The 23813-nt window shown below is 43.5% G+C and carries 24 protein-coding genes; 11 read left to right on the top strand and 13 right to left on the bottom strand.

All coding sequences use genetic code 11. From position 1 onward, the window contains the following. Window positions 1-137 precede the first annotated feature (137 nt). Both glcT and AE2B122_RS14995 read right to left on the bottom strand, forming a co-directional pair. A complete protein-coding gene (glcT, locus tag AE2B122_RS14990; RefSeq protein ID WP_095219953.1) occupies window positions 138-980 on the bottom strand; it encodes a glucose PTS transporter transcription antiterminator GlcT in 843 nt (280 codons plus the stop codon). 125 nt (window positions 981-1105) lie between these two features. Then, window positions 1106-1600 (bottom strand): hypothetical protein, encoded by a 495-nt coding sequence (locus AE2B122_RS14995; protein WP_175074569.1) that lies wholly within the window; start codon window positions 1598-1600, stop codon window positions 1106-1108. A gap of 163 nt (window positions 1601-1763) precedes the next feature. On the opposite strand from AE2B122_RS14995, the gene AE2B122_RS15000 reads away from it, so the two are divergent. Next, the gene (locus AE2B122_RS15000) at window positions 1764-2873 is read left to right on the top strand and encodes an NADH-dependent flavin oxidoreductase (RefSeq protein WP_175074570.1); all 1110 of its coding nucleotides are present in this window, start codon (window positions 1764-1766) and stop codon (window positions 2871-2873) included. A 60-nt stretch (window positions 2874-2933) separates the two neighbouring features. Beyond that, a complete protein-coding gene (locus tag AE2B122_RS15005; protein WP_095219950.1) occupies window positions 2934-3284 on the top strand; it encodes a hypothetical protein in 351 nt (116 codons plus the stop codon). Window positions 3285-3318: 34 nt separating this feature from the next. Here AE2B122_RS15005 and AE2B122_RS15010 read toward each other — a convergent pair whose 3' ends face one another. The 3 genes from AE2B122_RS15010 to AE2B122_RS15020 form a co-directional block, all read right to left on the bottom strand. After that, window positions 3319-4494: an aminotransferase gene (locus AE2B122_RS15010; protein ID WP_095219949.1), complete on the bottom strand. Its 1176-nt coding sequence runs from the start codon at window positions 4492-4494 to the stop codon at window positions 3319-3321. Further along, window positions 4491-4988, bottom strand: coding sequence for an Lrp/AsnC family transcriptional regulator (locus AE2B122_RS15015; protein WP_175074571.1), 498 nt, complete (start codon window positions 4986-4988; stop codon window positions 4491-4493). The genes AE2B122_RS15010 and AE2B122_RS15015 overlap by 4 nt, the downstream gene beginning before the upstream one ends. Window positions 4989-5079: 91 nt before the next feature. Beyond that, the gene (locus AE2B122_RS15020) at window positions 5080-6438 is read right to left on the bottom strand and encodes a TrkH family potassium uptake protein (RefSeq protein ID WP_175074572.1); all 1359 of its coding nucleotides are present in this window, start codon (window positions 6436-6438) and stop codon (window positions 5080-5082) included. A 126-nt stretch (window positions 6439-6564) separates the two neighbouring features. Here AE2B122_RS15020 and AE2B122_RS15025 point away from each other — a divergent pair, with 126 nt between their 5' ends. Further along, window positions 6565-7674 (top strand): FAD-binding oxidoreductase, encoded by a 1110-nt coding sequence (locus AE2B122_RS15025; protein ID WP_095219947.1) that lies wholly within the window; start codon window positions 6565-6567, stop codon window positions 7672-7674. A 13-nt stretch (window positions 7675-7687) separates the two neighbouring features. On the opposite strand, the gene AE2B122_RS15030 is transcribed toward AE2B122_RS15025, so the two are convergent. After that, complete coding sequence (locus tag AE2B122_RS15030) at window positions 7688-8158, bottom strand: GNAT family N-acetyltransferase (protein ID WP_095219946.1); 471 nt, start codon at window positions 8156-8158, stop codon at window positions 7688-7690. Window positions 8159-8255: 97 nt separating this feature from the next. On the opposite strand from AE2B122_RS15030, the gene AE2B122_RS15035 reads away from it, so the two are divergent. From AE2B122_RS15035 to AE2B122_RS15045, 3 genes are all read left to right on the top strand, one after another. Continuing rightward, window positions 8256-9122 (top strand): LysR family transcriptional regulator, encoded by an 867-nt coding sequence (locus AE2B122_RS15035; protein WP_095219945.1) that lies wholly within the window; start codon window positions 8256-8258, stop codon window positions 9120-9122. Window positions 9123-9245: 123 nt separating this feature from the next. Continuing rightward, window positions 9246-9626 (top strand): CidA/LrgA family protein, encoded by a 381-nt coding sequence (locus AE2B122_RS15040; protein ID WP_038557742.1) that lies wholly within the window; start codon window positions 9246-9248, stop codon window positions 9624-9626. Continuing rightward, window positions 9623-10327, top strand: a complete 705-nt coding sequence (locus AE2B122_RS15045; RefSeq protein ID WP_095219944.1) for an LrgB family protein — start codon at window positions 9623-9625, stop codon at window positions 10325-10327. Before AE2B122_RS15040 ends, AE2B122_RS15045 begins: the two co-directional genes overlap by 4 nt. A 36-nt stretch (window positions 10328-10363) precedes the next feature. Here AE2B122_RS15045 and AE2B122_RS15050 read toward each other — a convergent pair whose 3' ends face one another. Both AE2B122_RS15050 and AE2B122_RS15055 read right to left on the bottom strand, forming a co-directional pair. Next, window positions 10364-10768 carry a disulfide oxidoreductase gene (locus tag AE2B122_RS15050; protein ID WP_095219943.1) on the bottom strand — a complete coding sequence of 135 codons (405 nt, stop codon included), beginning with the start codon at window positions 10766-10768 and terminating at the stop codon, window positions 10364-10366. Then, on the bottom strand, window positions 10768-11460 hold the full coding sequence (locus AE2B122_RS15055; protein ID WP_175074573.1) for a DsbA family protein: 693 nt from the start codon (window positions 11458-11460) through the stop codon (window positions 10768-10770). Before AE2B122_RS15055 ends, AE2B122_RS15050 begins: the two co-directional genes overlap by 1 nt. A 240-nt stretch (window positions 11461-11700) precedes the next feature. Between AE2B122_RS15055 and AE2B122_RS15060 the strand changes: the two genes are divergently transcribed. Both AE2B122_RS15060 and AE2B122_RS15065 read left to right on the top strand, forming a co-directional pair. Continuing rightward, window positions 11701-13587 carry an FUSC family protein gene (locus tag AE2B122_RS15060; protein WP_175074574.1) on the top strand — a complete coding sequence of 629 codons (1887 nt, stop codon included), beginning with the start codon at window positions 11701-11703 and terminating at the stop codon, window positions 13585-13587. A 96-nt stretch (window positions 13588-13683) separates the two neighbouring features. Further along, window positions 13684-15141 carry an NAD(P)H-binding protein gene (locus AE2B122_RS15065; protein ID WP_175074575.1) on the top strand — a complete coding sequence of 486 codons (1458 nt, stop codon included), beginning with the start codon at window positions 13684-13686 and terminating at the stop codon, window positions 15139-15141. Window positions 15142-15225: 84 nt separating this feature from the next. On the opposite strand, the gene AE2B122_RS15070 is transcribed toward AE2B122_RS15065, so the two are convergent. From AE2B122_RS15070 to AE2B122_RS15085, 4 genes are all read right to left on the bottom strand, one after another. Then, window positions 15226-15753: a DinB family protein gene (locus AE2B122_RS15070; protein ID WP_175074576.1), complete on the bottom strand. Its 528-nt coding sequence runs from the start codon at window positions 15751-15753 to the stop codon at window positions 15226-15228. Window positions 15754-15833: 80 nt separating this feature from the next. Continuing rightward, window positions 15834-16751, bottom strand: a complete 918-nt coding sequence (locus AE2B122_RS15075) for a YafY family protein (RefSeq protein WP_175074577.1) — start codon at window positions 16749-16751, stop codon at window positions 15834-15836. A gap of 80 nt (window positions 16752-16831) precedes the next feature. After that, window positions 16832-17338, bottom strand: a complete 507-nt coding sequence (locus AE2B122_RS15080; protein ID WP_175074578.1) for an LURP-one-related/scramblase family protein — start codon at window positions 17336-17338, stop codon at window positions 16832-16834. Between the two features lie 64 nt (window positions 17339-17402). Then, a complete protein-coding gene (locus AE2B122_RS15085) occupies window positions 17403-18677 on the bottom strand; it encodes an MFS transporter (protein WP_175074579.1) in 1275 nt (424 codons plus the stop codon). 102 nt (window positions 18678-18779) lie between these two features. Between AE2B122_RS15085 and AE2B122_RS15090 the strand changes: the two genes are divergently transcribed. The 3 genes from AE2B122_RS15090 (at window position 18780) to AE2B122_RS15100 (ending at window position 22085) form a co-directional block, all read left to right on the top strand. Next, the gene (locus tag AE2B122_RS15090; protein ID WP_175074580.1) at window positions 18780-20507 is read left to right on the top strand and encodes an ABC transporter substrate-binding protein; all 1728 of its coding nucleotides are present in this window, start codon (window positions 18780-18782) and stop codon (window positions 20505-20507) included. 203 nt (window positions 20508-20710) lie between these two features. After that, window positions 20711-21226, top strand: a complete 516-nt coding sequence (locus AE2B122_RS15095) for an RNA polymerase sigma factor (protein ID WP_369679051.1) — start codon at window positions 20711-20713, stop codon at window positions 21224-21226. After that, window positions 21219-22085: a DUF4367 domain-containing protein gene (locus AE2B122_RS15100; protein WP_175074581.1), complete on the top strand. Its 867-nt coding sequence runs from the start codon at window positions 21219-21221 to the stop codon at window positions 22083-22085. The genes AE2B122_RS15095 and AE2B122_RS15100 overlap by 8 nt, the downstream gene beginning before the upstream one ends. Before the next feature lie 96 nt (window positions 22086-22181). On the opposite strand, the gene ptsG is transcribed toward AE2B122_RS15100, so the two are convergent. After that, entirely contained in the window at window positions 22182-23756 is a 1575-nt protein-coding gene (gene ptsG, locus AE2B122_RS15105) for a glucose-specific PTS transporter subunit IIBC (protein WP_175074582.1), read from the bottom strand. Window positions 23757-23813 lie beyond the last annotated feature (57 nt).

The raw sequence follows: 23813 nt of genomic DNA on the forward strand, positions 1-23813 counted from the left end.
TGATAACGGTTACAAACTAGTAAATAAAAAAGACATGAGCGATAAAGAATATTACACAAAAAGAATAAGATTCTTCTTGCGCATCCTTTTATCCTCATGCCTGATCAGTTCAGTTACACGTATAAATGTAATGCACATTATAATTTATTGGTCAAACGGTACAGATGCAAAGTGAGATAGACCGTCTCCGCTTCCTGCACTGGACGTTTTAACGTTTGCTGTAATATTTTGACTAGCTTCCAAGCAGTATTATAGCATAGCGGATATTCATTTTTCAATAGGGTCATAATCTTGTCAGGCTCCCGGACTTCCTCTCCCCGTTTTATCCGGTCAATTGCAAATCGGAAGTGACGGACAAGTCTTATATAATTGATGCTTTCGCGATCCACTGTAATGGCTAAACTCTTCTCAATCACTTGGAACATCTGGGCGATAAGCCTTGTATATTGACTTAGCTCTCCTACTGGCTGGTTGATACAGGCACTGTGAATATGCAAGGCGATAAAGCCGATTTCCCCGTCTGGAAGCTCAATGCCGAGCCGTTCGTTTAATAATGACACTGCCTCACTAGCTACCGTATATTCTTTTGGATAGATGAATTTTGTTTCCACAGCAAAAGGATTTTTGATATCCAAGCCTTGTTCCAGCCGTTTCATTGCAAAAGCTAGATGGTCCGTCAATCCGACGTGGATATGCTCATTCAACGGATGCTCCATCCGTTTTGCGATTAAATAAATCACATCATTCATTACTGCAACAAGCTCTTCATCGATATGATTCAGCATCTGTTTGTAGCTGTTTTGCTCCTTCTCATCTTGAAGGACAAATAGCTTTTCAAAAGTACCTTCCGCAAGGAGGCTACCTGCTTTCTTCCCGAAACCAACTCCTTTACCGATCAGCACGACTTCTTTCGCCGCTTCATTTTCAGCAATGAGTACATTATTGTTCAATACCTTTTGGACAGAAAAGGAATTCCCCATAGACTATCTCCTTTTATTATTCATAACGATATTGTAATAGATAATTAGTCCTTTGTGTAACTTTTTGAATCCGCTTTCTTTCCTATATAGAAAAAATGTATAGCTATTTTCTGCTATACACTTCTTTATACGGGCTCTGGTAACGATGTATGCAATAATAAATCCGCGAAATTACGCGTTAGTGGCAAGGCATCATCCAAGCTGCGGGAAGTACCATATGCATAAAGGAAAGGGCTATGCTTCTTTTTTCTGATAGCAACTCGACAGCTGGCTTCTTTATATTTCTCGCGTACATCCATACACGCAAGCAGCTGGTCGAATGTCAGGATTGCGATTTCTCCGCCAAGAAGATCTTTCTTACTGCATATCAGCACAAACAGCTGGTGTCGTTCTTCATCAGTCCATTGCAGCAGACGTTCTCGTTCTTCATCCGAGAAGCGGAAATTCCACGTATTAGTCGAACTTGTCGCGTATTTGGAATATACTTTCATCCGATTCGAACCTGTTTCCAGCTGGTAAACCCGTCGTTCCTTACTTTCCTCGATCAGGGCAGGAACAATCTGCATGGATACAAGCTTAGAAAGGAAGGCACCATAATAATAATCATATTTGTTCAACATACTATCGTTGCTCCTGTCTTTGTTGTTCCAACAGTATAGCATGGCCGCAGATTTTTTGCAGATGCCTGTTACAAATAATAACTCGCTTACGAATGAGCATTTTGTTTGCTACCTTTTTCACAAGTCTCTAGAATATAGTCCATACAAAGGAGGAATATTTCCCGTGAATGAAAAATACGCTTCTCTTTTCGAGAGTTTAACCTTACCAAATGGCGTTACGTTGAAAAACCGCTTCGTACTCGCTCCGATGACACATTACTCTTCCAATCCTGATGGAACAATTTCTGATCAGGAACTTCCATATATCGCACAGCGTTCCAAGGATATCGGCTTGGTTATCACTGCTGCATCGAATGTATCTGATAGCGGAAAAGCATTTCCTGGACAGCCTTCCGTTGCCCATGATACAGATATCCCTGGCTTGAAAAAGCAGGCAGATACAATCAAGGCTGAAGGAGCAAAAGCGATCATCCAGATACACCACGGCGGACGTGAAGCAGTTGCTGATCTTGTGCCTAATGGAGATATTGTTGCCCCAAGCGCTGTAGAAAAAGAAGGAGCAGCTACTCCGCGCGCATTGGAAACTGCTGAGGTGCAGCAAATCGTAGAAGATTTTGGTGAAGCTACTCGCCGTGCTATCGAAGCTGGCTTTGACGGCGTAGAGATCCATGGTGCAAACGGCTATATCATTCAGCAGTTTTATTCTCCATTCTCCAATCGTCGTGATGATGAGTGGGGCGAGCGTTTACGCTTCCCATTGGCTATCATCGACAAAGTCACGGAAGCTGTAGAAAAGCATGGTTCAAAAGACTTTATCGTTGGTTACCGCTTCTCTCCAGAAGAACCGGAAACACCTGGACTGACGATGAAAGAAACGTTCGAATTAATTGATGCACTTGTAGAAAAACCATTAGATTACCTGCATGTATCTTTGATGGACTTCCATTCCACAGCAAGACGCGGTGCTGATACAAATGCAAAACGTATCGATTTAATCAAAGAACGAATCAATGACAAAATACCATTGATCGGCGTAGGATCCTTGTATTCCGCTGAAGACGTAGCCGCAGCGAAAGCGACTGGTGTCCCACTGATTGCTTTAGGCCGTGAATTGTTAATTGATCCAGAATTCGCAACGAAGCTTAAAGAAGGACGTGAAGATGAAATCATCCGTCTGATCGATCCTGCCCGCGCGGATCACCACGGTTTAACAGAAACGCTTTGGAATATCGTATTGCAAACAAAAGGCTGGGTTCCGACAAAAGCAGAGTAATAGCGAAGCGTATCCTATTATGCTTTAATGGAATAAAAGCATTCGAAGGAGAGAGCCCACATGGCAAAAATTTCAGCATTAGTATTAAAACCAGAAAGAGACTTCGCTGCAAAGTCTGTACCATCTGATCCCCAAGGCATTCAAAAATTTGTTGGCGGCTCACCCATCATGACAAGATTGGTTGATGGTATTGTTGTCGTCAGCAATGAAAGTGCTACGGAAAATGATCCGTTGAACTTCACTATTTTCCAGCGTCACAATGACCACGTTCATGAACTAGGCAAACTATACGGTGATGCTGTATTCGCAGCAGAATCTGAAAAAGGATTGACTAGCCTCGACAAGGATCAGAAACAGGCTGTTAAAGAATGGTTCCAATTCGGTCGGGATAGACTTCTATTAAATGAATAGACGAAAAATACCCTCTCACATGAGAGGGTATTTTTTATGCTTGCTGCTTTTCAACAAAACGCTTAATCCGTTTCATCGCTTCTGTCAGCTGCTTCATCGAAGTCGCATAAGAACAGCGAATATAACCTTCTCCGCTTTCCCCGAATACACTTCCAGGTACAACGGCAACCTTTTCTTCAATCAGCAATGCTTCGGCAAAAGCTTCGGAGCTCATGCCGGTTTCTTTAATAGATGGGAAGATATAGAAAGCTCCGCCCGGTTTGTTCGTCATCAAGCCCATTTCCTCGAAGGCGGACGTTACAAAATTCCGACGCTGGCGATAGCTTTTTCTCATATGCTCTACACTGGCAGATCCGCTGCGCAGTGCTTCAACTGCGCCGTATTGAGCCATCGTCGGTGCGCACATAATTGTATACTGATGAATCTTTGTCATTGCTTGGATCAGTTCAGCAGGTCCTGCAGCATAACCGAGACGCCAGCCTGTCATCGCAAATGATTTAGAGAATCCGGAAATGAGAATCGTGCGATCCTGCATATTCGGTAAACTGGAGAAGCTTACGTAATCAGCTTCATAGCTTAGCTCTGCATATATCTCATCAGAAAGGACGAGTAAGTCATGTTTTTCCACAAGCTCTGCAATCGGCAAAAGCTCCTCCCGGTTCAACATAGTGCCTGTCGGGTTATTCGGATTACATAGGATGATTGCCTTTGTTTTTGACGTAAGCGCATTTTCCAATTCTTCCGGTTGCAGCTTAAAGCCGTTCTTCGCCTTCGTCCCGACAGAGACCGGTACGCCTCCTGCCAATGAAACGGCTGAAGCATAAGCAACAAAGCATGGCTCGACAATGATAACCTCATCACCTGGGTTGAGGATAGCCCGTAAAGCAATATCGATTGCCTGGCTGGCCCCTACCGTCACAATCACTTGATCCTCAGGGCGGTATGTCACAGAGTATGTTGTTTTGAGATAATCGGAAATCAGTTCCCGCAATTCCAACAGTCCAGCATTTGCTGTATACGCTGTGTACCCTTGCTCAAGCGAGTGATAGCTTGCTTCAATAACATTCCACGGTGTGACGAAATCTGGTTCACCAACCCCCAAGGAGATGACATTATCCATTGTAGAAGCTAAGTCGAAAAAGCGCCGAATCCCAGATGGTTTTAATGCATCGACATGCTCCGCAATAAAGCGGCTCGTATCCAGACTCATGGACTCACCGGCATTCTGCGATCATTATTGTCATCCTCACCGAAGATGATGCCATCATGTTTATACTTTTTCAGGATGAAGTGAGTGGTCGTCGAGATAACTGTGTCCAATGTGGACAGCTTTTCAGATACAAAGCGCGCCACCTGCGACATTGTTTTGCCCTCCACCGAAACGGACAAATCGTATGCACCTGACATCAAATAGACAGCTTTCACTTCTGGGAAACGATAAATACGCTCTGCTACATCATCGAACCCCTTGCCTCTTATAGGTGTTACTTTTACATCGATCATAGCAGTAACACCTTCATGACCACGCACTTCCGTCCAGTCAATTAGCGTTGAGTAGCCGTGGACAATCTGCATTTGCTCAAATTTACTGATAGCAGCTTCTACTTCATCAACGGACAGCTCTACCATCCGTGCTATCATATGTACGTCCATTCTTCCGTTTTTCTCTAATAGCTCTAGTATTTCTATCTCTTTCTTATCCAAGTCTGTCACTCCTCTAATACCTAATGATGTAATTCTATTTTATCTGAAAACAAAGAATTGAGAAACCGAAAACGATTACACCATCGATATATCAACCGATGATGATCCGTTCTTCCGGATTTCGCACGGCAGTCTTCCTGATTCGGAAAGCTAACGCGAACGCGATGGTAATCGGTCCAACACGGCCCATAAACATGAGGATGGATAGCAGAATCTTGCCGGATTCTGACAGATCCGGTGTAAGTCCAAGTGACATCCCGACCGTTCCGAAAGCAGAAAGCACTTCGAACGCAATATAATTGAGTGCAGCACCCTTCTCCGTAATAGCAAGCAAAAATACGAATAGCGATACAAGGAGAACAGAATATGTCGTGATTGAAAAAGCTCGGAACACTAAATCTCCCGGTATCCGCCGATTTCTAATATTCACTTCCTGCTTCCCTTTTATCAGTGCCCATACTGCAAACAGCAATATGGCAAAGGTAGTAACTTTAATGCCGCCTGCTGTTCCTCCAGTTCCGCCACCGATAAACATAAGCGCCATTGTTACCAGCTGTGATCCTAATGTCAAATCAGCAGTATTCAGCGAATTGAAACCAGCAGTCCGCGGAACTACACCATGGAAATAGGAAGCCAATAGTTTATCATTCCATGACAGATTTCCGATAGTAGCTGGGTTACCATACTCCAATAGAAAGATTAATAATGTCCCGCTAACGACAAGTACAGCAGACATCCATAGAACAACTTTCGTATGAAGTGTCAGCCGCTTTCTTGTTTTTCTCTTCTGGAAGATATCAGCTACGACAATGAAGCCGATTCCTCCTAATACCAGCAGACTTGTTAACGTAAGATTGACTATCGGATCATCAACATAAGCAGTCATGCTGCTGAAATCTCCCATAATATCAAATCCGGCATTATTGAATGCGGATATTGAATGAAAGAGTCCGTAATAGAAAGATTTCGGATAGCCAAACTCATCTCCCCAGTGAATCCCGAGGATAATCGTTCCAATCACTTCACAAATAATAGTGAATAAGAGAACAAACCGTACCATTGTGACAATTCCTTGATACGAATCCTGATTGAGTGATTCTTTAACTAGATGCCTCTCCTCAAAGCTTATATTGCGGCGAAGAAGCAATGCAATGAATACCGTAAGCGTCATAAACCCTAATCCGCCTACCTGGATAAGACACAACAGTACAATTTGCCCAAATAAAGTAAAAGTGGTCTGTGTATCGACCACTACCAGCCCTGTCACACAAACAGCTGAAGTTGCCTCGAATAGCGCATCAATAAAAGAAAGATGGTGCCGATCTGCTGTCGCAATCGGAAGCATTAGAAGAATCGTACCCAATGCGATCAACAGGAGAAATCCCAGCGCAAAAAATTGCGGCGGATTGATTTTTATACGGTGAAACAGCTTCCCACCTCTAGTCGCCATGTCTACCCAAGTCCTTTTATCTTATTTTACATCTCACTTATACTATATATCATTCGATTATAATACTGAAAAAAGGGTGAATATGCTATGGTATATTGTAGCTAAATGAAGAAAAGGATGTTCGACATGCATATAGCAATTATTGGAGCAGGAATAGCTGGATCTGTTACCGCTTATAAACTTGCCAAAGCAGGCATGCAGGTAACTGTTATCGATCGTTTTGACCAAGGACAAGCGACAGATGCAGCAGCCGGAATCGTCTGTCCATGGCTCTCTCAGCGGCGCAACAAAGATTGGTATCAGCTAGCCAAAGGCGGGGCTCGCTATTACCCGGAGATTATTGAGGAACTTCGGATTGATGGCGAAGAGGAAACAGGCTATGCCCGTGTAGGTGCCTTAAGCTTGCATCAAGATCCCAAGAAATTAGAAGCCATGCAGAAACGTGCAGAAAAACGCAGAGACGACGCTCCGGAAATGGGAGCCATCACGATGTTAGAAGAAGATGATGTACGGCAGATTTTCCCATTACTTGCACCAGGATTTGGTGCCGTACACGTTAGCGGAGCTGCTCGTGTCGATGGCCGGGCTTTACGCAATAGTTTGCATCGGGCTGCTAAGAAATACAACGCTCGTTTCGTTTCAGCTGATGCTCACCTTTCGATGACTGCAGGACAAATTGTCGTCACAGCCGGCGATGAAGAATGGATACCCGATCAGGTTGTAGTCACAGCCGGCGCTTGGGCAAAGGAGCTGCTAGAACCGTTAGGCTATTCACTGCAAGTCAGCTTCCAGAAAGCACAAATTTGCCATTTACAGCTTGATGCTGTCCAAACAGAAGACTGGCCAGTTATTATACCGCCCAACGATCAATACCTGCTTGCTTTTCCAGACGGCAGGATGGTGGCTGGAGCCACACACGAGAATGATGACGAAATGAATACAAAAATCACTGCTGGCGGCGTGCATGAAGTGCTAAGCAAAGCTATGCAGCTTGCGCCTGAATTAGCTGAAGCTATGCTGACTGAAACGCGGGTTGGCTTCCGGCCATTTACACCTGGCTTTCTTCCAGTCTTCGGCCGCCTTCCAAAGCATCAAAATCTTTATGTAATGAATGGATTGGGCGCATCTGGTCTTACAATGGGACCGTTTGTTGCCTCTCAGCTCACGAAGTTGATAATAGGACAAGAAACCGATATCGATATTTCTGCTTATAATCCGGTAAGTGCGTTAGTATAAAGTAAGCCCATGTTCAGCATGGGCTCTTTGTCATAATTAGGAACCGTAAGCCATCAGACTCCCGATTAAAACGATTGATTTCCCGGAAGCCAGCCTTTTCATAAAGGTGGATAGCACGCTCATTGAAAGCAGCTACAGTAAGCCGGTATTGGTCTTGCTCGATGTTTTTCTTAATCCAATTCAAAATTTCAGTGAAAAACTGCGAGCCACTTCCTTGTCCGGTCTTTTCTGGTACCATCCCGACTCCGATATCCAAATAGGCATGGTTACTATAGTCACCGCCAAGCACACGTGCATCATCTCCAACACAGAAATATCCAAGCAGGTTCCCGTTTTCATATACCCCATAATAGTCACCGACCATGAGCATCATGACTGCACCTTCCGTGTAGGTTAGGTTATAGAGGTCGTATGGCGGGGAATAGCGCCAATGCAATACTGCATACGCATCATCTGCTGTTAATGATTTTATCTCATATCCCATCAAAAGGACTCCTTCTATCAGTTGTTGCTTGTATTATAGCATTTTCCATCTATAGAGAAATGGGTATACTTGAACTTAAGAAAGGACGGTATTGCTTATGGAATTACGGCAGCTGCGCTATCTGATCGAAATTGTGAAACAGAAGAGGCTAACGAAAGCAGCAGAAAGCTTGCATGTATCTCAGCCCGCCCTCAGCAAAACGATCAAGAGTCTGGAAGAAGAACTCGGCATCACCTTATTCAAACGTACGAACAAATCCACTACCTTGACCGATGCGGGCAAAGTAGTCCATACCTATGGTCAGCAAGTGCTGGCCCAATTGGATGAGATGCAAACGACCCTTCAAGATCTTACTGATCTGAAACAAGGAGCTGTCACTATCGGGATTCCGCCTATCATCGGCAGTCTCTTCTTTCCTAAGGTAATGGCTCGCTTCCACCAGACCTATCCGAATGTCACGATTAATATTACCGAATACGGGGCCGCCCGTGTCGTAAAGGCAGTAGAAGAAGGGGAATTCGAGCTTGGTGTTGCTGTTTTGCCCCTTGATGAAACGGAGTTCAATTATTATCCAATTGTTGAGGAAGATATGAAGCTGATGGTGCATCGGGAGCATCCGCTAGCAGATCGAGAATTGGTTGAGCTGAAGGAATTGAAGGATGAAGATTTTATTTTTTATAATGAAGAATTCGCTTTACACGATATTATGCGAAAACGCTGCATCGAGGAAGGCTTTGAACCGCATATCCTCTTCAAAAGCGCGCAGTGGGATTTCATCAGTGAAATGGTCGCTGCTAACTTAGGAGTCAGCCTGCTTCCTGAATCCATTTGTAATCGTACCTATAACGCTGATATCCGCATTATAGATATAACACCGTCTATTCCTTGGAACTTGGCAATCATCACAAAAAAGGACAAATACATTTCCTATGCCGGAAGACGTTTTATTGAGTTTTTCCTTTAATTCAATATAACTATAAGTTATACACAATATAATATATATGTATTTTACGAATACGTGAGACCGCAGTATGATGGAGTTATCAATAAAAAAAGTTATGATAACTTTCTGTTAGGAGGAAGAAATATGGTACGAAAAACGATTACCATGCTTTCTCAGCTAGCGATCATTCACGTATTTTATTTTGCCGGTGTCGGCTTAGCGCATATATTATCTCTTCCGGTACCAGGCTCCATTGTAGGTCTGGTCTTGTTATTACTAAGCTTATTTGCAGGCATCGTCAAACTGGAATGGATCGAGAAAGCAGGGGGCTGGCTGTTGGCTGAACTTCTGCTTTTCTTTGTCCCATCAGCTGTCGGTATCCTGAATTATAAAGAAATATTGAACTGGCAAGGTCTGGAGACAGTGCTGCTGATTCTGATCAGCACCTTCATCGTGATGGCCGCTACTGGATTCACTGCTGAGAAACTGTATAGAAGAAAAAGAAAAGGAGGACACACACAATGACTACCGCACTGATTATCTTAATAGGCACCATTGTAACCTACGTCATCTACCGCGCCTCAAAAGTTGTGTACAAGAAATGGCCCATGCCATTCTTCCACCCTCTGCTGTTGTGTCCTTTGATTCTTATCGGTATTATCCAGCTGGCTCATTTGCAGCCAAGTGATTATGCCTTATCTTCTAGTCTTTGGACACATATGCTCGGACCAGCTACTGTTGCCTTTGCGATTCCCATCTATAAACATGCTCCTCTGTTACGAAAAAATATCATGATCATCTTAACTAGTATTGCAGCCGGTACATTGGTAGCAATCAGTTCTTCCCTGCTTTTGAGTCTAGTTATGCGATTCAATGGTGATTTACTGATCAGCCTCCTGCCTCGGTCCATTACAACTCCGATCGCAATTGAAGTATCGAAAACGATCGGTGGCTTACCGACATTGACGACTGTTTTCGTTATCGTTACTGGTGTGACAGGCGGTATCATCGGCCCGTATGTCATTCGGCTGATGGCACTTAAATCCCCTGTTGCTCGCGGCTTAGCACTTGGAATGGGGGCTCATGGAGTGGGCACAAACAAAGCAATGGAATATGGAGAGCAAGAAGGTACGTTCTCGACTATCGGCATGATTATGGCTGCCGGTATGACATTGATTTGGGGAGGCTTGCTCATACCTTCCTTGCTGCAAATCACCATCCTATGAAAAAAAGCATTTGCCGAAAATGGCAAATGCTTTTTCTTATGCATGTTTTTTGCGAAGAATAAACATGCTTACTGTGATGATTACAAAAGCGGTGAATGCAAGCAATGGAATCGTGATGAATCCGAGCCAGTTGATATAGTGACCCGAGCACGGTACACCGCTGGAACAGAGACTGGCTCCTTGTAAAGCGGGTACCTTTTGATGCAGGTAATGATAACCTGAAATAAGTACTCCGAGAATACTAAGCGGCAGCACATACTTATAAATTCGAACATCATTTTTATAAAATGCGATACCTAGTATGATGGCTAACGGATACATGAGAATCCGCTGATACCAGCATAGCGTACAAGGCACAAATTTCATAATTTCACTGAAATAGAGACTGCCCAGCATCGCAATGACTGCAGTTATCCAGGCAAATAACAGGCTCTTATTCATCAGTTCGCCTCCTGCGTTTCCTCATCCACCATATCAATCAAGTCGTTCATATCTTGACCTTCGAATAGTTTCCCATTTACGAAGATTGTTGGAGTACCTTGCACACCAAGATCATCCGCAAGTTCTGTATCTGTTGAAACGGCATCATCGGTTCCATTATTCTGATACACTTGCAATACCTCTTCAGCTTCTTCATCGCTGACTACTTCACGAAGCTTGTCCATTAGGAAATCATCAGTGAAGCTTGTATTCAAATCTTCCGCGAAGAGAACATCGTGGAATTTCCAGAATCCATCATCTCCAAGCACTTGGTAAACTGCCTCACTGAATTCTGCACCCTTCTCGGAGTCTGCATTAATGATCGGCATATTCATGAAGTAGAAGCTAGCCTTACCAGTTTCAATCAATTCCTGATCGATTACCGGGAAATTATTATGGTGGAACTCTTGGCAGTGGATACATTTGTAATCGCCAAATTCAACTATTTTAACCGGGGCATTTTCATCACCAAGGAAAGGCTGACTGCTGTAGTCGATATCCTGCGCCTCATCACTGGAAGACCCTGTATAATTATTAATGAGGACCAGTGCTACTACTAAAAGGATAATCGCCAAAACAACCCAAACAATGACCTTAGATGCTTTAGAAGCAGCTCCTGATGTATTGCCTGCGGATTTCTTCTTTTTTGCCATCTCACTATCGCTCCTTTATTACAGAAATAAGATGATAGATTTCTTCTATCACATAACATCATAACATTAAAAAGTAAAAATGGATGCCTTGCAACAAATTTGATTACAGGTATTTTTATGCGCAAGTCTCCCACTTAATACTTCACCCGTTTGAATTAGTTTGTGAATTGCATTACAATATAATAGTTCTGATTATGGCCTTTTTTTATGGGTATCACGGAAAGAAAAGAAGGGATTTACTTGAAGGAATATCATTTACCGCAGGCACCGGCACGACTTAATCTGCGTGATGCATTACGTGTCAGATCGGCTGCCTATCCTTGGAATCGAGCAATTGGATCTGGCCTCGCCACCTGTCTACCAATTTTGATTGGTTTATTGTTAGGTGACATCATCCATGGATTTTCAGCTGCGCTCGGTGCTTTTACATTCTTATATATAGGAACAGAAACGTATAAACAACGAGCCAAGAAGCTCGCTGCAGTCGCTATCTGTCTAGCTGCCGCTATGGTGCTTGGAAGTCTGCTTGCTCCGTATACAATTGTGCTTTCTATAGTCGCAGGTATCATTGGCATAATTGCCTTTTACGTCCTGAACACTTTGCAGCTTCTCATACCAGGGCCGATGTTCTTCGTTTTAATATTTTGCATGGCTACAGGGCTGCCACTAGACCCGCATAGTGCGTGGGAACGAGGATTATACGTCTTGCTTGGAGGAGCACTATCTTGGCTTCTTGCCATGGCAAGCTGGCTCTGGACAAAAAAGAACCACGAAAAACAAGTTCTGGTCAAATCCTACAGACAGCTTATGACAATGCTGCAATCCATTGGGACACCATCGTTCTATCAGATGCAGCACCTTACCGTCCTGACGTTAAAGCAAGCCGACCGAATTATCTATGCATCCAAAAGGCAGCCAGCTGCGCTGCGTTTACATGAGCTAGCTGCAGATATTTTCTATACATTGACACAGCTCAATAATGACAGTCTCTCATCAGATTTGCGAAAATCCTTAGAAAATCAGCTGGCTGCAGTAATCGATGCACTCGAAGATGCAAAAGGCAACTGGCCTGCATATACAAAGTCTGACCAGTCAGTAGTACGCAATCTCCAGCTTGAATTGGAGCAGGCATATGAACTTTCCTCCAAGGCAACTGCTGAGGAAGCTGTCCATGTCGAGACAGAGTCTGCTTGGAGTGTGCTTCGAAATGGTCTTTCACGTAAAAACATTACCGTCCGGCACGCTTTATTTTATGGACTGTTTATTATGATTGCTTCGCTGCTGGCGCACATCCTGGGATTTAACCGCCCATATTGGGTACCTGTAGCCTGTGCTGCTGTACTTATCGGGGCGAACACGACACTCACTATTCATCGGGCAATCCAGCGCTCACTTGGCACCATCGTTGGTACCCTAATAGGTGGACTGATTTTATCACTAGAACCGTCCGGCATTTACCTGATTCTTGTTGTTGGTCTGCTGCAGCTCTGTGTGGAACTAGTGATAGTACGCAACTACGTTTTTGCTAACATGTTCATTGCTCCACTTGTCCTTGTACTGGTAGAGACAATGAATCCAGGCAATACTGTCAGCTATTTCGTAACAGCAAGGGTCGTCGATACGATTGTCGGCAGCTTGATTGCTATTCTCGCTGTATTGCTTTTATGGCGAGGTATCCATACTCGCTTCCTCCCGATCATTCTGAAAGAAACAATCCTGAATATGCAGGAGCTGCTCCGTGCAATTCATTCAGGAGATCGGGAAAAAAGACATACAAAAAAATTAATGAACAATTTGATCGAATTGCGAGCTGCATATGATAGAAGCCTTGGTGATTTCTCGGCTTCCCAGCAGCAGGCTGAAGTTTTGTGGCCGGCCATCATGCACACGCAGCATGCAGGTTATCTGCTCATGTCCCTCCGCAAGAACAAAGATAAGTTAACGGAAACTCAATATGATGCAATTCAGAACCAGCTCGGCAGCATCATGACCAGTCTTTCAACACGACAGCCAGTATCCTTTGAAAAGTACGAGGAGCTCGATTTACAGCGGGAGCTCAACCAGCTGCAGTCTGCTCTTACACAGCTTCACAAAACAAAAGATGCGGCCAAGCTCGCACCTAATTGACCTTCTCTGACGACAGAGAAGGTTTTTTTGTGTTACAGGCACGAGAAAGAAGGGTACGATTATACACAAAGAACAAGAAGACAGGAGCGGTACATCATGCAAACAGATCAGAAAAAACGCCCGGTCGTCGCTTTGACGGGGGCGAGCGGCTACATAGGCAGTCATCTATTGGATAAATTGAAAGAGCGTTTTGATATCATCGCCTTATCACGCAGCGGTGACAAGCGGGAAAACACAGACCAGGTAACATGGCGGTCTTGTGATTTATTTTCCCAGATCGATACCGAAAAAGGTCTTCAAGGAGCTGATATCGCGGTCTACCTTGTCCACTCGATGAGCCCTTCTGCAAAGCTCACCCAGGCAAGATTTGAGGATATGGATGTCATCTTGGCCGATAACTTTGCCCAAGCTGCCAAGAAAAACGGCGTGAAGCAAATCGTTTATCTAAGCGGGATCATCCCGCCGGATGAAAAACTTTCCCGTCATCTTCGCAGCCGATTGGAAGTAGAGAAGATACTTGGATCTTACGGCGTACCTGTGACGACAGTTCGAGCAGGATTAATCGTAGGTCCGAAGGGATCTTCTTTCCCGATTGCTGAAAAGTTGGTCAAACGACTGCCAGTCATGGTCTTGCCAAGCTGGACAAGGACGAAGACACACCCAATCGCGCTAGCTGATGTATTAACAGCATTACAAAAAAGTGTCGGGAATAAAGACGTTGCTGATAAAGCTATAGATGTCGGCGGCCCAGAAGTCATGACGTATAAGGAAATGCTTGAACACCTTGCGGGCGTAATGGGTAAAAAGCTACGCAGCTTTAATGTACCATTCCCTACTGTCATGCTCTCCCGACTATGGGTAAAACTCATCAGCGGTATGCCAAAAGAGACAGTCTACCCTCTGATCGAGAGCCTGTCACATCCAATGGTTGCGCAGCCTTCCCACTACGTGGAGGGCATCAGTAATGGTCAGATTTCCTTTGACGAAGCAGCCAAATCAGCAATGGAAGAAGAACAACAAAATAAAGATTCCAAGCATAGCAAAAAGCCGACGCTCCCTTCCCTTCCGCTACGTCAGGATGTACGTTCTGTACAGCGCATGCCACTTCCATCAGGCAGGGACGCGGGTTGGGCAGCAAAGCATTACATGAGCTGGGTATCCGGATCGCTCCGGCCTTTTGTTCGGACAGAGGTTGATGATCAGTTTAATTGCAAGATCTACTTGACGTTTACCAAGCACCCGTTGCTTATCTTGTCTTATGCAAAAGAAAGAAGCACAGGTCATCGCGCATTGTATTACATTACTGGCGGTCTGTTCGCGAATGTAAAGGAAAGCCAGCGGGGCCGCATTGAATTTCGACAAATACCAGGAAAGCAGGAGATGGTCGTCGCCATACACGAATACTTACCGTCCTTGCCTTGGTTCGTCTATAAATATACTCAGGCGCCTATCCATATGCTCGTTATGTTCTTGTATCGGAAACATCTCGAGCGTCTGATCCGCCATAAATCGCAGCCCTGTTTACAAGTACCGCAGCTTGCGGCACAGCATTGAAAAAAGGCAGCACATCAAGTGCTGCCTTTTTTTGAAGGTTCTATACTAAGAGGCTGCTTACACTGTGTATCAACATTACATTTACTATTTCGAGAGATTGATTGAGTCCCCAGCCTCCTGATACCAAAAGAGTGAATAATCGTTCATCGTAGAAGCGTGGCCCAACTGGCGCAGCATTGCAGAAACATTGCCCCGGTGATAGGTACCGTGATTGACTACATGCAGTACAATTTCTGATAACCGAGTGTGTCGTGTGCCAGCATATGGGTTCTCAAGCAGAATAGTTCGGTCCAAGTCGTCCTGGCCTTGTAACCATTCTTTGTATTGTTCTGCCAACCGTGCGAAGTCGTTTGCAAATTGATCTGCAGAATGCAGAAGAGTCTCCTTTTCTAGAGGCATGCACATTTCCAGTGCATCCTGCATACGAACACCATTTAAAACCCTATACCAGACACTTTCTACTGCATAGATATGACCAAAAGCTTGGGCGATAGTAGGAAATGAGGTGTTCACTTCTTCGTGCAGCACAGCAGCTGGGAGCTCCTTGATCCGGTTCAAGAGGGTTTGATTGGCCCAAGAATGGTAGGTATACATTTGTTCTGGATGATTCATTCGTATCTTCTCCTTTTGATATAACTAGATTTAGGTTGTTTCTCATCACATTATAAAAAAAGAAGTATGACAGCAGTCTGTCATACTTCTTCATAAAGTTTAATTGTGTTTTGTAGCTTCTCTTTCAGAATGACTCGCAGGGCATGCGGCTCGAGAACTTCAGCACCGCTGCTAAAACTCAGCAGAATCGCCCACAACCATCGCGCTTTTAAAGGCTCATAAACAGGGATTCTCATCGTCATGCTGCCATCAACATGAAATTGCTTATCAACTTGGTGAAACTGATCCAATGCTTCCGCCAATGCCTCCTGCCTGACCTTTATTACCACATCAGACACCTTATTTCCCATTACATTATCAGAAGTAAGATTTTCTTTCGCCATTTCGTCATGCGGCTGAAACGTTTCCTCTGTCAAAGACAACTCCAGCATCCGGGACAATCGGAACTCCCTATAACCCTGTCGATTTCGGCAAAAACCATTAATGTACCAATTGCTATACTTGTAATGAAGCTGCAATGGTTCCATATCACGAGTGGTGCGTTGATTCTGTGCATTGATATAATCAAAGCGGACAACCTTTCGCTCCATGATGCCAGAGCGCAGTTGGCGAAGTGCCTCCGGCTCCGTCCGGTAGCTTTCAAAGTCCACCGAGAGATTCTGACTCTGATGCTCCTTCCCAATTGTTTGCAGGCGCTCAATGGTGCTCTGTGCACGCTCATCTTCAAACACAGTGGCAAGGCTTTTGAGCACAGTGATCAAGGAATCAACATCATATGAACCGAGCAAACTTCTGTCCATCTTGTATCCGTCCATTATGCCATAACCACCCTTATTTCCCTGATACGATACAACTGGGATACCTGCAGCACAAATCACATCTATATCCCGGTAGATAGTTCTTGGGGAAACTTGGAACTCTTCAGCTAGCATAGATGCAGACAAAACTTCGTTGTTCAAAAGTTTGTAGATTATAGAAATCAAACGCTCCAATTTCATGTGTATTCCACCCTTTATCCAATTCGAATTCTTAAGCGTTTCTCTAAAATATAAGGGGCAGCACATCACGTGCTGCCCCTTTATTCGCCGCCTCCTCCATCCATCGAGAAGGAACCATTATTATTGTGCAAGACCATATCCAGTACAATCATGACAGCGATATAAGTAAGCAAATGAGATTCATCCTCTATCTGCATTTCGTACGTATCGCCCCAGGTGAACCACTTTTTTGTTACATGCATCAACGGCTCATTCCCATCCGTCAACGTATACTGATGCGACCAAACATCACCATCCAGACTCCAATTTTGCGGCTTCAACGAGAAATTAGCTTTGAAGAAAGTGAAGTTCTTCGTCACTTCGGCAACTTGTTGGCCATTTTCTTCAATTATATATCTTGGCTTCAAAAAAGCTAGCTGCTGTTTAATCTCAACAAGAGGCTGATCATCCAGATTAGTGATCGTCAACCGATCTTGCAGGGAAAAAAGTTTGCTTTTGACACGATAAACCTCCTGCTGATCTGCGTCGAATACCGAAAAGCTATCCTTGAAGCTGAATACTTTTTGTTTAATATAATATGTCCCCATTGCCACACCTCCGCAAATTCTCTATTTCCTTCATACGAAGGTACGGAAGCTTTAGTTCCAAATTCTAAATAAGTTTCGTTTTTTCCTTCGGTACTGCACGCTCGACACTCGCATACCGCTGGCGCAATGCCATTTCACAGAACAAGATGCCAAGCAGTGTAAAGACAATGTAGCTGAATCCCATACCATATTTGCCGACCGACTCTCCCATGATAATGCCTCCTGCGCCAATCAGCTTTCCGAATTGGAACACAAAGCCATGGAAAGCCATGTATGTCCCGCGTTTCGTATCATCGACCATGTCAGCCAGCATGCTTTGTCTTGTTGGGACATACATCAGCTCACCTAAGGATAGGATCAGAACTGCTGCTGCCAATAGAAATGGGCTATTACTGACAGCCATAATGACAAATCCTATGCCGAACAGGACAAAGCCTGTGTACATGACCAGGCGCTCATTATGCCCTTTAATCAGTTTGGTGACCAAACCTGTGAAGAGCACAATCAACAATGTATTTTCCACAGTCAGAAGACTGACCAGACGCAGTCCATCTATGGATAAACTGAACCCAAAAATAGACATGCCCATCTCTGCGATGTCTTTCTCCATGCGAACCGTCAAATAATTGCTCCGCTGGAACTCAAGCGAAAGGATAGCAATGCCGCTAAGTACAAACAGCAAGAAGGCTCTGTCTTTGCCAACACTGCGGTAACTTTGAAACAAGGATTTTAACCCAAGGTCTTTCTTTTCTCCAACCGCCGTACGAACTGTATATGTTTCTTGGATGAACATAATTGTAATTACCATCGTGATGACAGACATCACCACTAATCCAAGAAGCAGCTGGAACATATAATCCTGAAACAGCCAGCCACCTATCGTAAGACCAATCATCATAGCCAGATTGTTTGCCCAATAGTTGATCGCATACATATAAGCACGTGTTTCCTGTGTACTCACATCAATCAGCATCGCCTCTTGGGCTGGCATGATCATTCCGCTGGCAATACTAATTACCATCAGCATGGCAAAGGTGACTGAAGCAGAAGTGAAATTTGGTGTATTAGCAAGCACCATTCCGATGAAAGCTAGAGCTTTAGCCGCTTCACCAAGTACCATCATCTGCTTTCTACCGATTCGGTCAGCTAAGTGTCCTCCATAAAGACTTGCCAGGAACTGAATGACAACATTGACCATCATCAGTACCCCTGCTATTGTCGCATTCATTTCTTGCACAAAATAAACCGCCATAAACGGGAAGATCATACTGCCAATCATGCGACTCATAAATGAAGTATAAATTCGTATTCGTATATTCGGATGCAGACTTCTGAACATTTCTGCTCCCCCTCTCTCTTTTTTCCATTATGTAGAAGTTGAAAAGAGGTAAAAAGTGTATAATTCTATTAAAGATGTCACCTTTTAGGAGGGGGAAACCAGTTGGATATTAGCTACTACCTGTTACGTGCCCATTTATACGAGAGAGAAACGAACGGACAAGTGTCGTGTACGCTGCATGAAATCGAAGCTATCTGGCAATGCACGAGGAGACATGTCATCCGTAAACTGAAGAAACTAGAGGAGCTCGGACAACTCCTTTATCAGCCAGGACGCGGCAGAGGACGCAGCTCATCCCTTTCATTTCCGAGCGACTTCCGGGAAGACGTAGAAAAGTGTCTGAAATTCTGTATTCAAGAAGACAAGCCCACTATACTGTTCCAGCTCTTACAGCTGCCGATCCCTCGTCACTGGTATACCCATATGACGGAACTGGAGCAGCTTTTTGGCTACCAGCAACAGGAAGGGCAAGATACACTTCGTACCGTTTTCAACCGACCGATTACGACACTCGATCCTTGCGCAAGCTCGATTACTTTCGAAAGCCATCTGATTGAGCAGCTTAGCGACACACTCGTTATCTATGATCAGGAAACAGACAGTGTACATCCCCACCTTGCCCATCATTGGAAAACAAATGAAGATAGTACCGAATGGGTCTTCTATTTGCGAAAAGGAGTCCTTTTTCATCACATGCGGGAGATGACGTCAGAGGATATAGCTTATACAATAGACCGTTTTAAACCGGATTCACCTTATTATTGGCTCGTTAGTGATGTAGTGCAGACAGAAGTGATTGATCGTTATATCATCCGTTTCCAGCTAGCCAAATCAAATCCATTTTTCCTTCGTTATATGGCGAGTGTAAGCATGGCAATTCTTCCCCGAGATGTAATGTTCAATGAATATGAATGGGTTGCAACCGGACCTTATCAATTGAAGGAAAGAACGGAGCAAAAACTTGTACTTGATGTTTTCCCTTCCTACTTTCATATGCGGCCTTTTCTGGATAGAGTCGAGATGTGGCGCATCAAGCCTGGTGAAAAGAAAGTAAATTATACTTTGCCCGATCAGCAAGGACCTACGCAATCTCACTATGAAGTTGAGCAAGGGTTCCGATTTCTTGCATTCAACTTTCATCGTGATTCTATCATCCAGGAAAGATATTTCCGTGAAGCTATGTATCACTTAGTAGATACCGAGAGAATTTTCACCGAATTAAATCTAGAGCAGCTATTTGGTAAACTAAAACATGCAAGCAGCTTCTTTCTTGAGAAGTCTGTTGCACCTAAGAAAAGTGAACAGAAGCTGAAGGAAGTGCTGAAGAAATCAGCTTATCAGGGCGAATCATTGAAGGTGGGAGTACTGCGTCATAAATCTGCTGAAATTCAGGCCGAATGGCTTTCACAAGAAGCAGCTAAGTATGGCATTTCACTTGAATTATGCGATTATGAACTGGACAGTATTTATAACAATAATGAGATGCTTGCATTCGATATGGCCTTCATGGGGGAAGTAGCCAATTCAGACCGGGAGCTTTCCTTCCTTGGCGCCTTCAAAAATGAAGCATTATTATTCCGTACATACTTTGGCCCGTCTCAACTCCAAAAGATTGATACTTATCTGGAGGCTTTCAAAAACGGTAAAATAAAACAAGAAAGATACAAGATTGCCGACAAAATCGAATCCTATCTTCACCAGGAAAGATTGATCATTTTCCAAAACCACCCGATGAAAGAACGAACACATACCGCTTTCCTGCAGGATTTTGAGCTTACCGGCTTCGGTCACCCGAATTTTCGCAAGCTGTGGATTGATAAATTGGCATAGTTAGGCTATCACTATCAATGGCGCCGCCCTAATCTGATATACAGTACATAGAACAAATTTGCTTAATTAAGAACCGTCATTTTTTAGTGGCGGTTTTTCACTTGAAATAATTTAATATAATTTAAGCGAAATAATTTAAGCCAAATCAACACTCCATTTGTCTAATAAGTATTAAGGCAATAAATAAAGGAGGAAGTAGCATCATCCGTTTAATAAAAAAAGCCCAAAAGGGCGATAATCGTGCATTCCTTAAGCTTTTCCAACAATACCAAGATGATATATACCGCATAGCGTTTACTTACGTAAAAAATCAAAATGATGCATTGGATGTAGTTCAGGAAACAGCATATCGTTCATTTAAGAAAATTGTTTCGCTAAGAAATCCAGAATACTTTAAGACGTGGCTAATCAAAATCGCTATCAATTGTTCGATTGAATTGATTAGAAAAAATAAAAAGGTAATTCAATTAAAACCTGAATATGAAGAGTACATTGGTTCAGTAGATGAGGACGTCACTCTTACAATAACCTTGCAAGATTTGCTGGAAAGGTTAAGTGAAGATGAAAAAAGCGTAATCCTTTTAAAGTTTTATCAAGGTTATTCATTAAGAGAAATAGCAGATATATTAAACCTGCCTTTAGGGACGACAAAGTCTATCTTGTATCGTGCAATAAATCGACTGCGAAAACAGTTTGAGGAGGCTCGAATGTATGAATAACTTAAGAAAAGAATTAGAAAAAATAGAGATACCTCAAGAATTAAATAACAGAGTTACATTAGGTATTACACTAGCCAAATCTGAAGGAAAGAAGAAGAAAAAGCCTATATGGATAATTCTAGCCACCGCTTCAATATTAATTGCGGGTGCAGGTTTATCTTTCAATGGTTCACAAGTTACAAATGCAGCTGAAACCTTACTAAGTCAATTGTTTGGTTCAAGAGAGAACCTTTCACAAACTTATCCCGACGAGGACCCTGTGAAGTTCGATTTGATGGAACAATCTTTATCAATAGCTCAAGAGAATTTAACAGAAAAAGAATTTGCTGATTACACTCAGTTAATGAAGGATTTAGTCGAAATTAAACAAGTATTGGAAAAGGAGAAGAGAGATCCAAGTGGAGAAGAAAGCCTCAAACTAAAACAGATTAAACAATCCATGAGTACCTATGAAAGCAAATTGGCTCTATTAGAAGCCCAGCAGTTGGCGAGCTTCACTGTAACGAAACCATCATACCTTCCTGTGGGTTACGTTCAATCTGATGAAAGCTTCGCTATTATTAATAAGGGAGAAGATCCAGTCGTATCTTTAAGCTATATTAACGAACATTCTGTATTTGATACTCAACAATTAAACATAAATCAAACAGCTGATATTGAATTACAAGAGACTGGTTTTTTTGTACAACCTGAAACATACTCTTTATATAGACATGAATTTGAGTTCATATCAAATGAAGATATGTCTGGTATGCGGGTAACTGTACCAGACAAAGGGTATAAAATCATATTAACCACAAATGACCTATCAAAAGAAGAAATGGAAAAAGTGTTGTTGTCTATGATTAAAAATAATTGAACATTAATTAGAGAAAACCATACACATTGGATTGCAAAGTGTATGGTTTTCTTAAACAAGAAGCTTAGATTAACAAACTAATATGTTACAGTATTTTTACTTGGCTTCCTTCTCATTTTCAATGATATCCAAGATTTGATTTTTCAATATTTCTGCCTTTGGTCCATAGATTGCTTGAATGCCATTACCCACTTCCACTACCCCTTTGGCTCCAAGATCCTTCAAAGCGTCCCGATCAACCTTGCTTTTATCATGGATGCCGACACGAAGACGTGTGATGCAAGCATCAAGATTGCTTATATTCTTTTCTCCTCCAAGCGCAGATAGAACCTGCAATGCTTGATCATTGTTCTTTTGCCCTTTTTGCTTCTGCTTGTATTCATCCTTTGTCACCAAAGCATTCGATGCACCGCGGCCTGGTGTCTGCAGATTCCATTTCTGAATAGCGAAACGGAAAACAGTATAGTAGACTGCGAACATACAGATTCCAACAATGGGTACGTACCACCACGGCTCTCCAACACCCGGCAGAATGCCGAACAACGTAAAGTCGATGAAGCCTGAGCCTCCCGCATATCCGATATTTACATCAAGTACATACATGAGCATGAAGGAAAGCCCCGCCATTAAGCAATGGAAAATGTACAAGATTGGCGCCGCGAATAAGAAGGTGAATTCTAACGGCTCCGTAATCCCTGTCAGGAATGCCGTCAGACCTGCTGTCAGCAAAAGTCCGCCAACAGCTTTTCTGTTTTCAGGCTTAGTTGTATGATACATAGCAAGCGCGATAGCTGGTAAACCGAATAGAACGAACGGGAATTTCCCAGCCATAAAGCGTCCTGCTGTTATCTCTACCGCACTATCCACCTGACGATCGGCAAGCTGCGCCATATACATCGCTGTATCTCCGGATACCATTTGACCGGCAAGCGTCATATACGTTCCGCCCACTTCCGAGAACCGAATAGGAATGTAGAAAATGTGGTGCAGTCCAAATGGAATGAGCGCACGTTCGACTAAACCATAGATAAATAGATAGAATGGCGGCGTATTTTGTCCTGCCAGCTGATTGCCCAGCCAGAAGATGCCATTCTGAATTGATGGCCAAACAAATGATAGAAGAAGGGCAATAACAATCGAAACACCCGCTGTTACGATGGGCACAAACCGTGCTCCGCCAAAGAAGGACAGCACTTCCGGCAGCTGGAAATCATGGAAACGCTGATAAAGTGCTGCTGCCACAAAACCGATGATAATACCCCCAAACACACCGATTTGCAGCGTCGGTATGCCTAATTCTGTTGTGTAACCTGCTTGGCTGGCGTTCTCAGGTGTCACACCAACCACGATTCCGATGACTGTGTGCATAATGATGTACCCAACAAAGGCCGATAAGCCAGCAGCTGCTTTTCCGCCGGTCCAGCTTCCCGCAATTCCGATGGCGAATAAGACACCTAAGTTAGAGAAGATGACACTCCCTGCACCTCGCATCAGCTCTCCAAATGTCTGCCATCCGCCGCTTTCCAAAAACGGAAAGTACTCAATGAAGTACGGCGACTGCAGCGTTGTCCCGATACCGAGCAGCAGCCCTGCTGCCGGAAGCAAGGAAATGACGACCATGAAAGTCTTTCCGACTCGCTGGAAAAAATCAAAACTGAATATATTTTTCATAATTCCACCACTCCTCAAAGAAAGCGTTTACTATATAGCGCAAGGAAAAGGAGTCTT

Origin of the sequence: Terribacillus sp. AE2B 122, assembly GCF_902497585.1 — a bacterium.
GTDB lineage: Bacteria > Bacillota > Bacilli > Bacillales > Amphibacillaceae > Terribacillus > Terribacillus saccharophilus_A.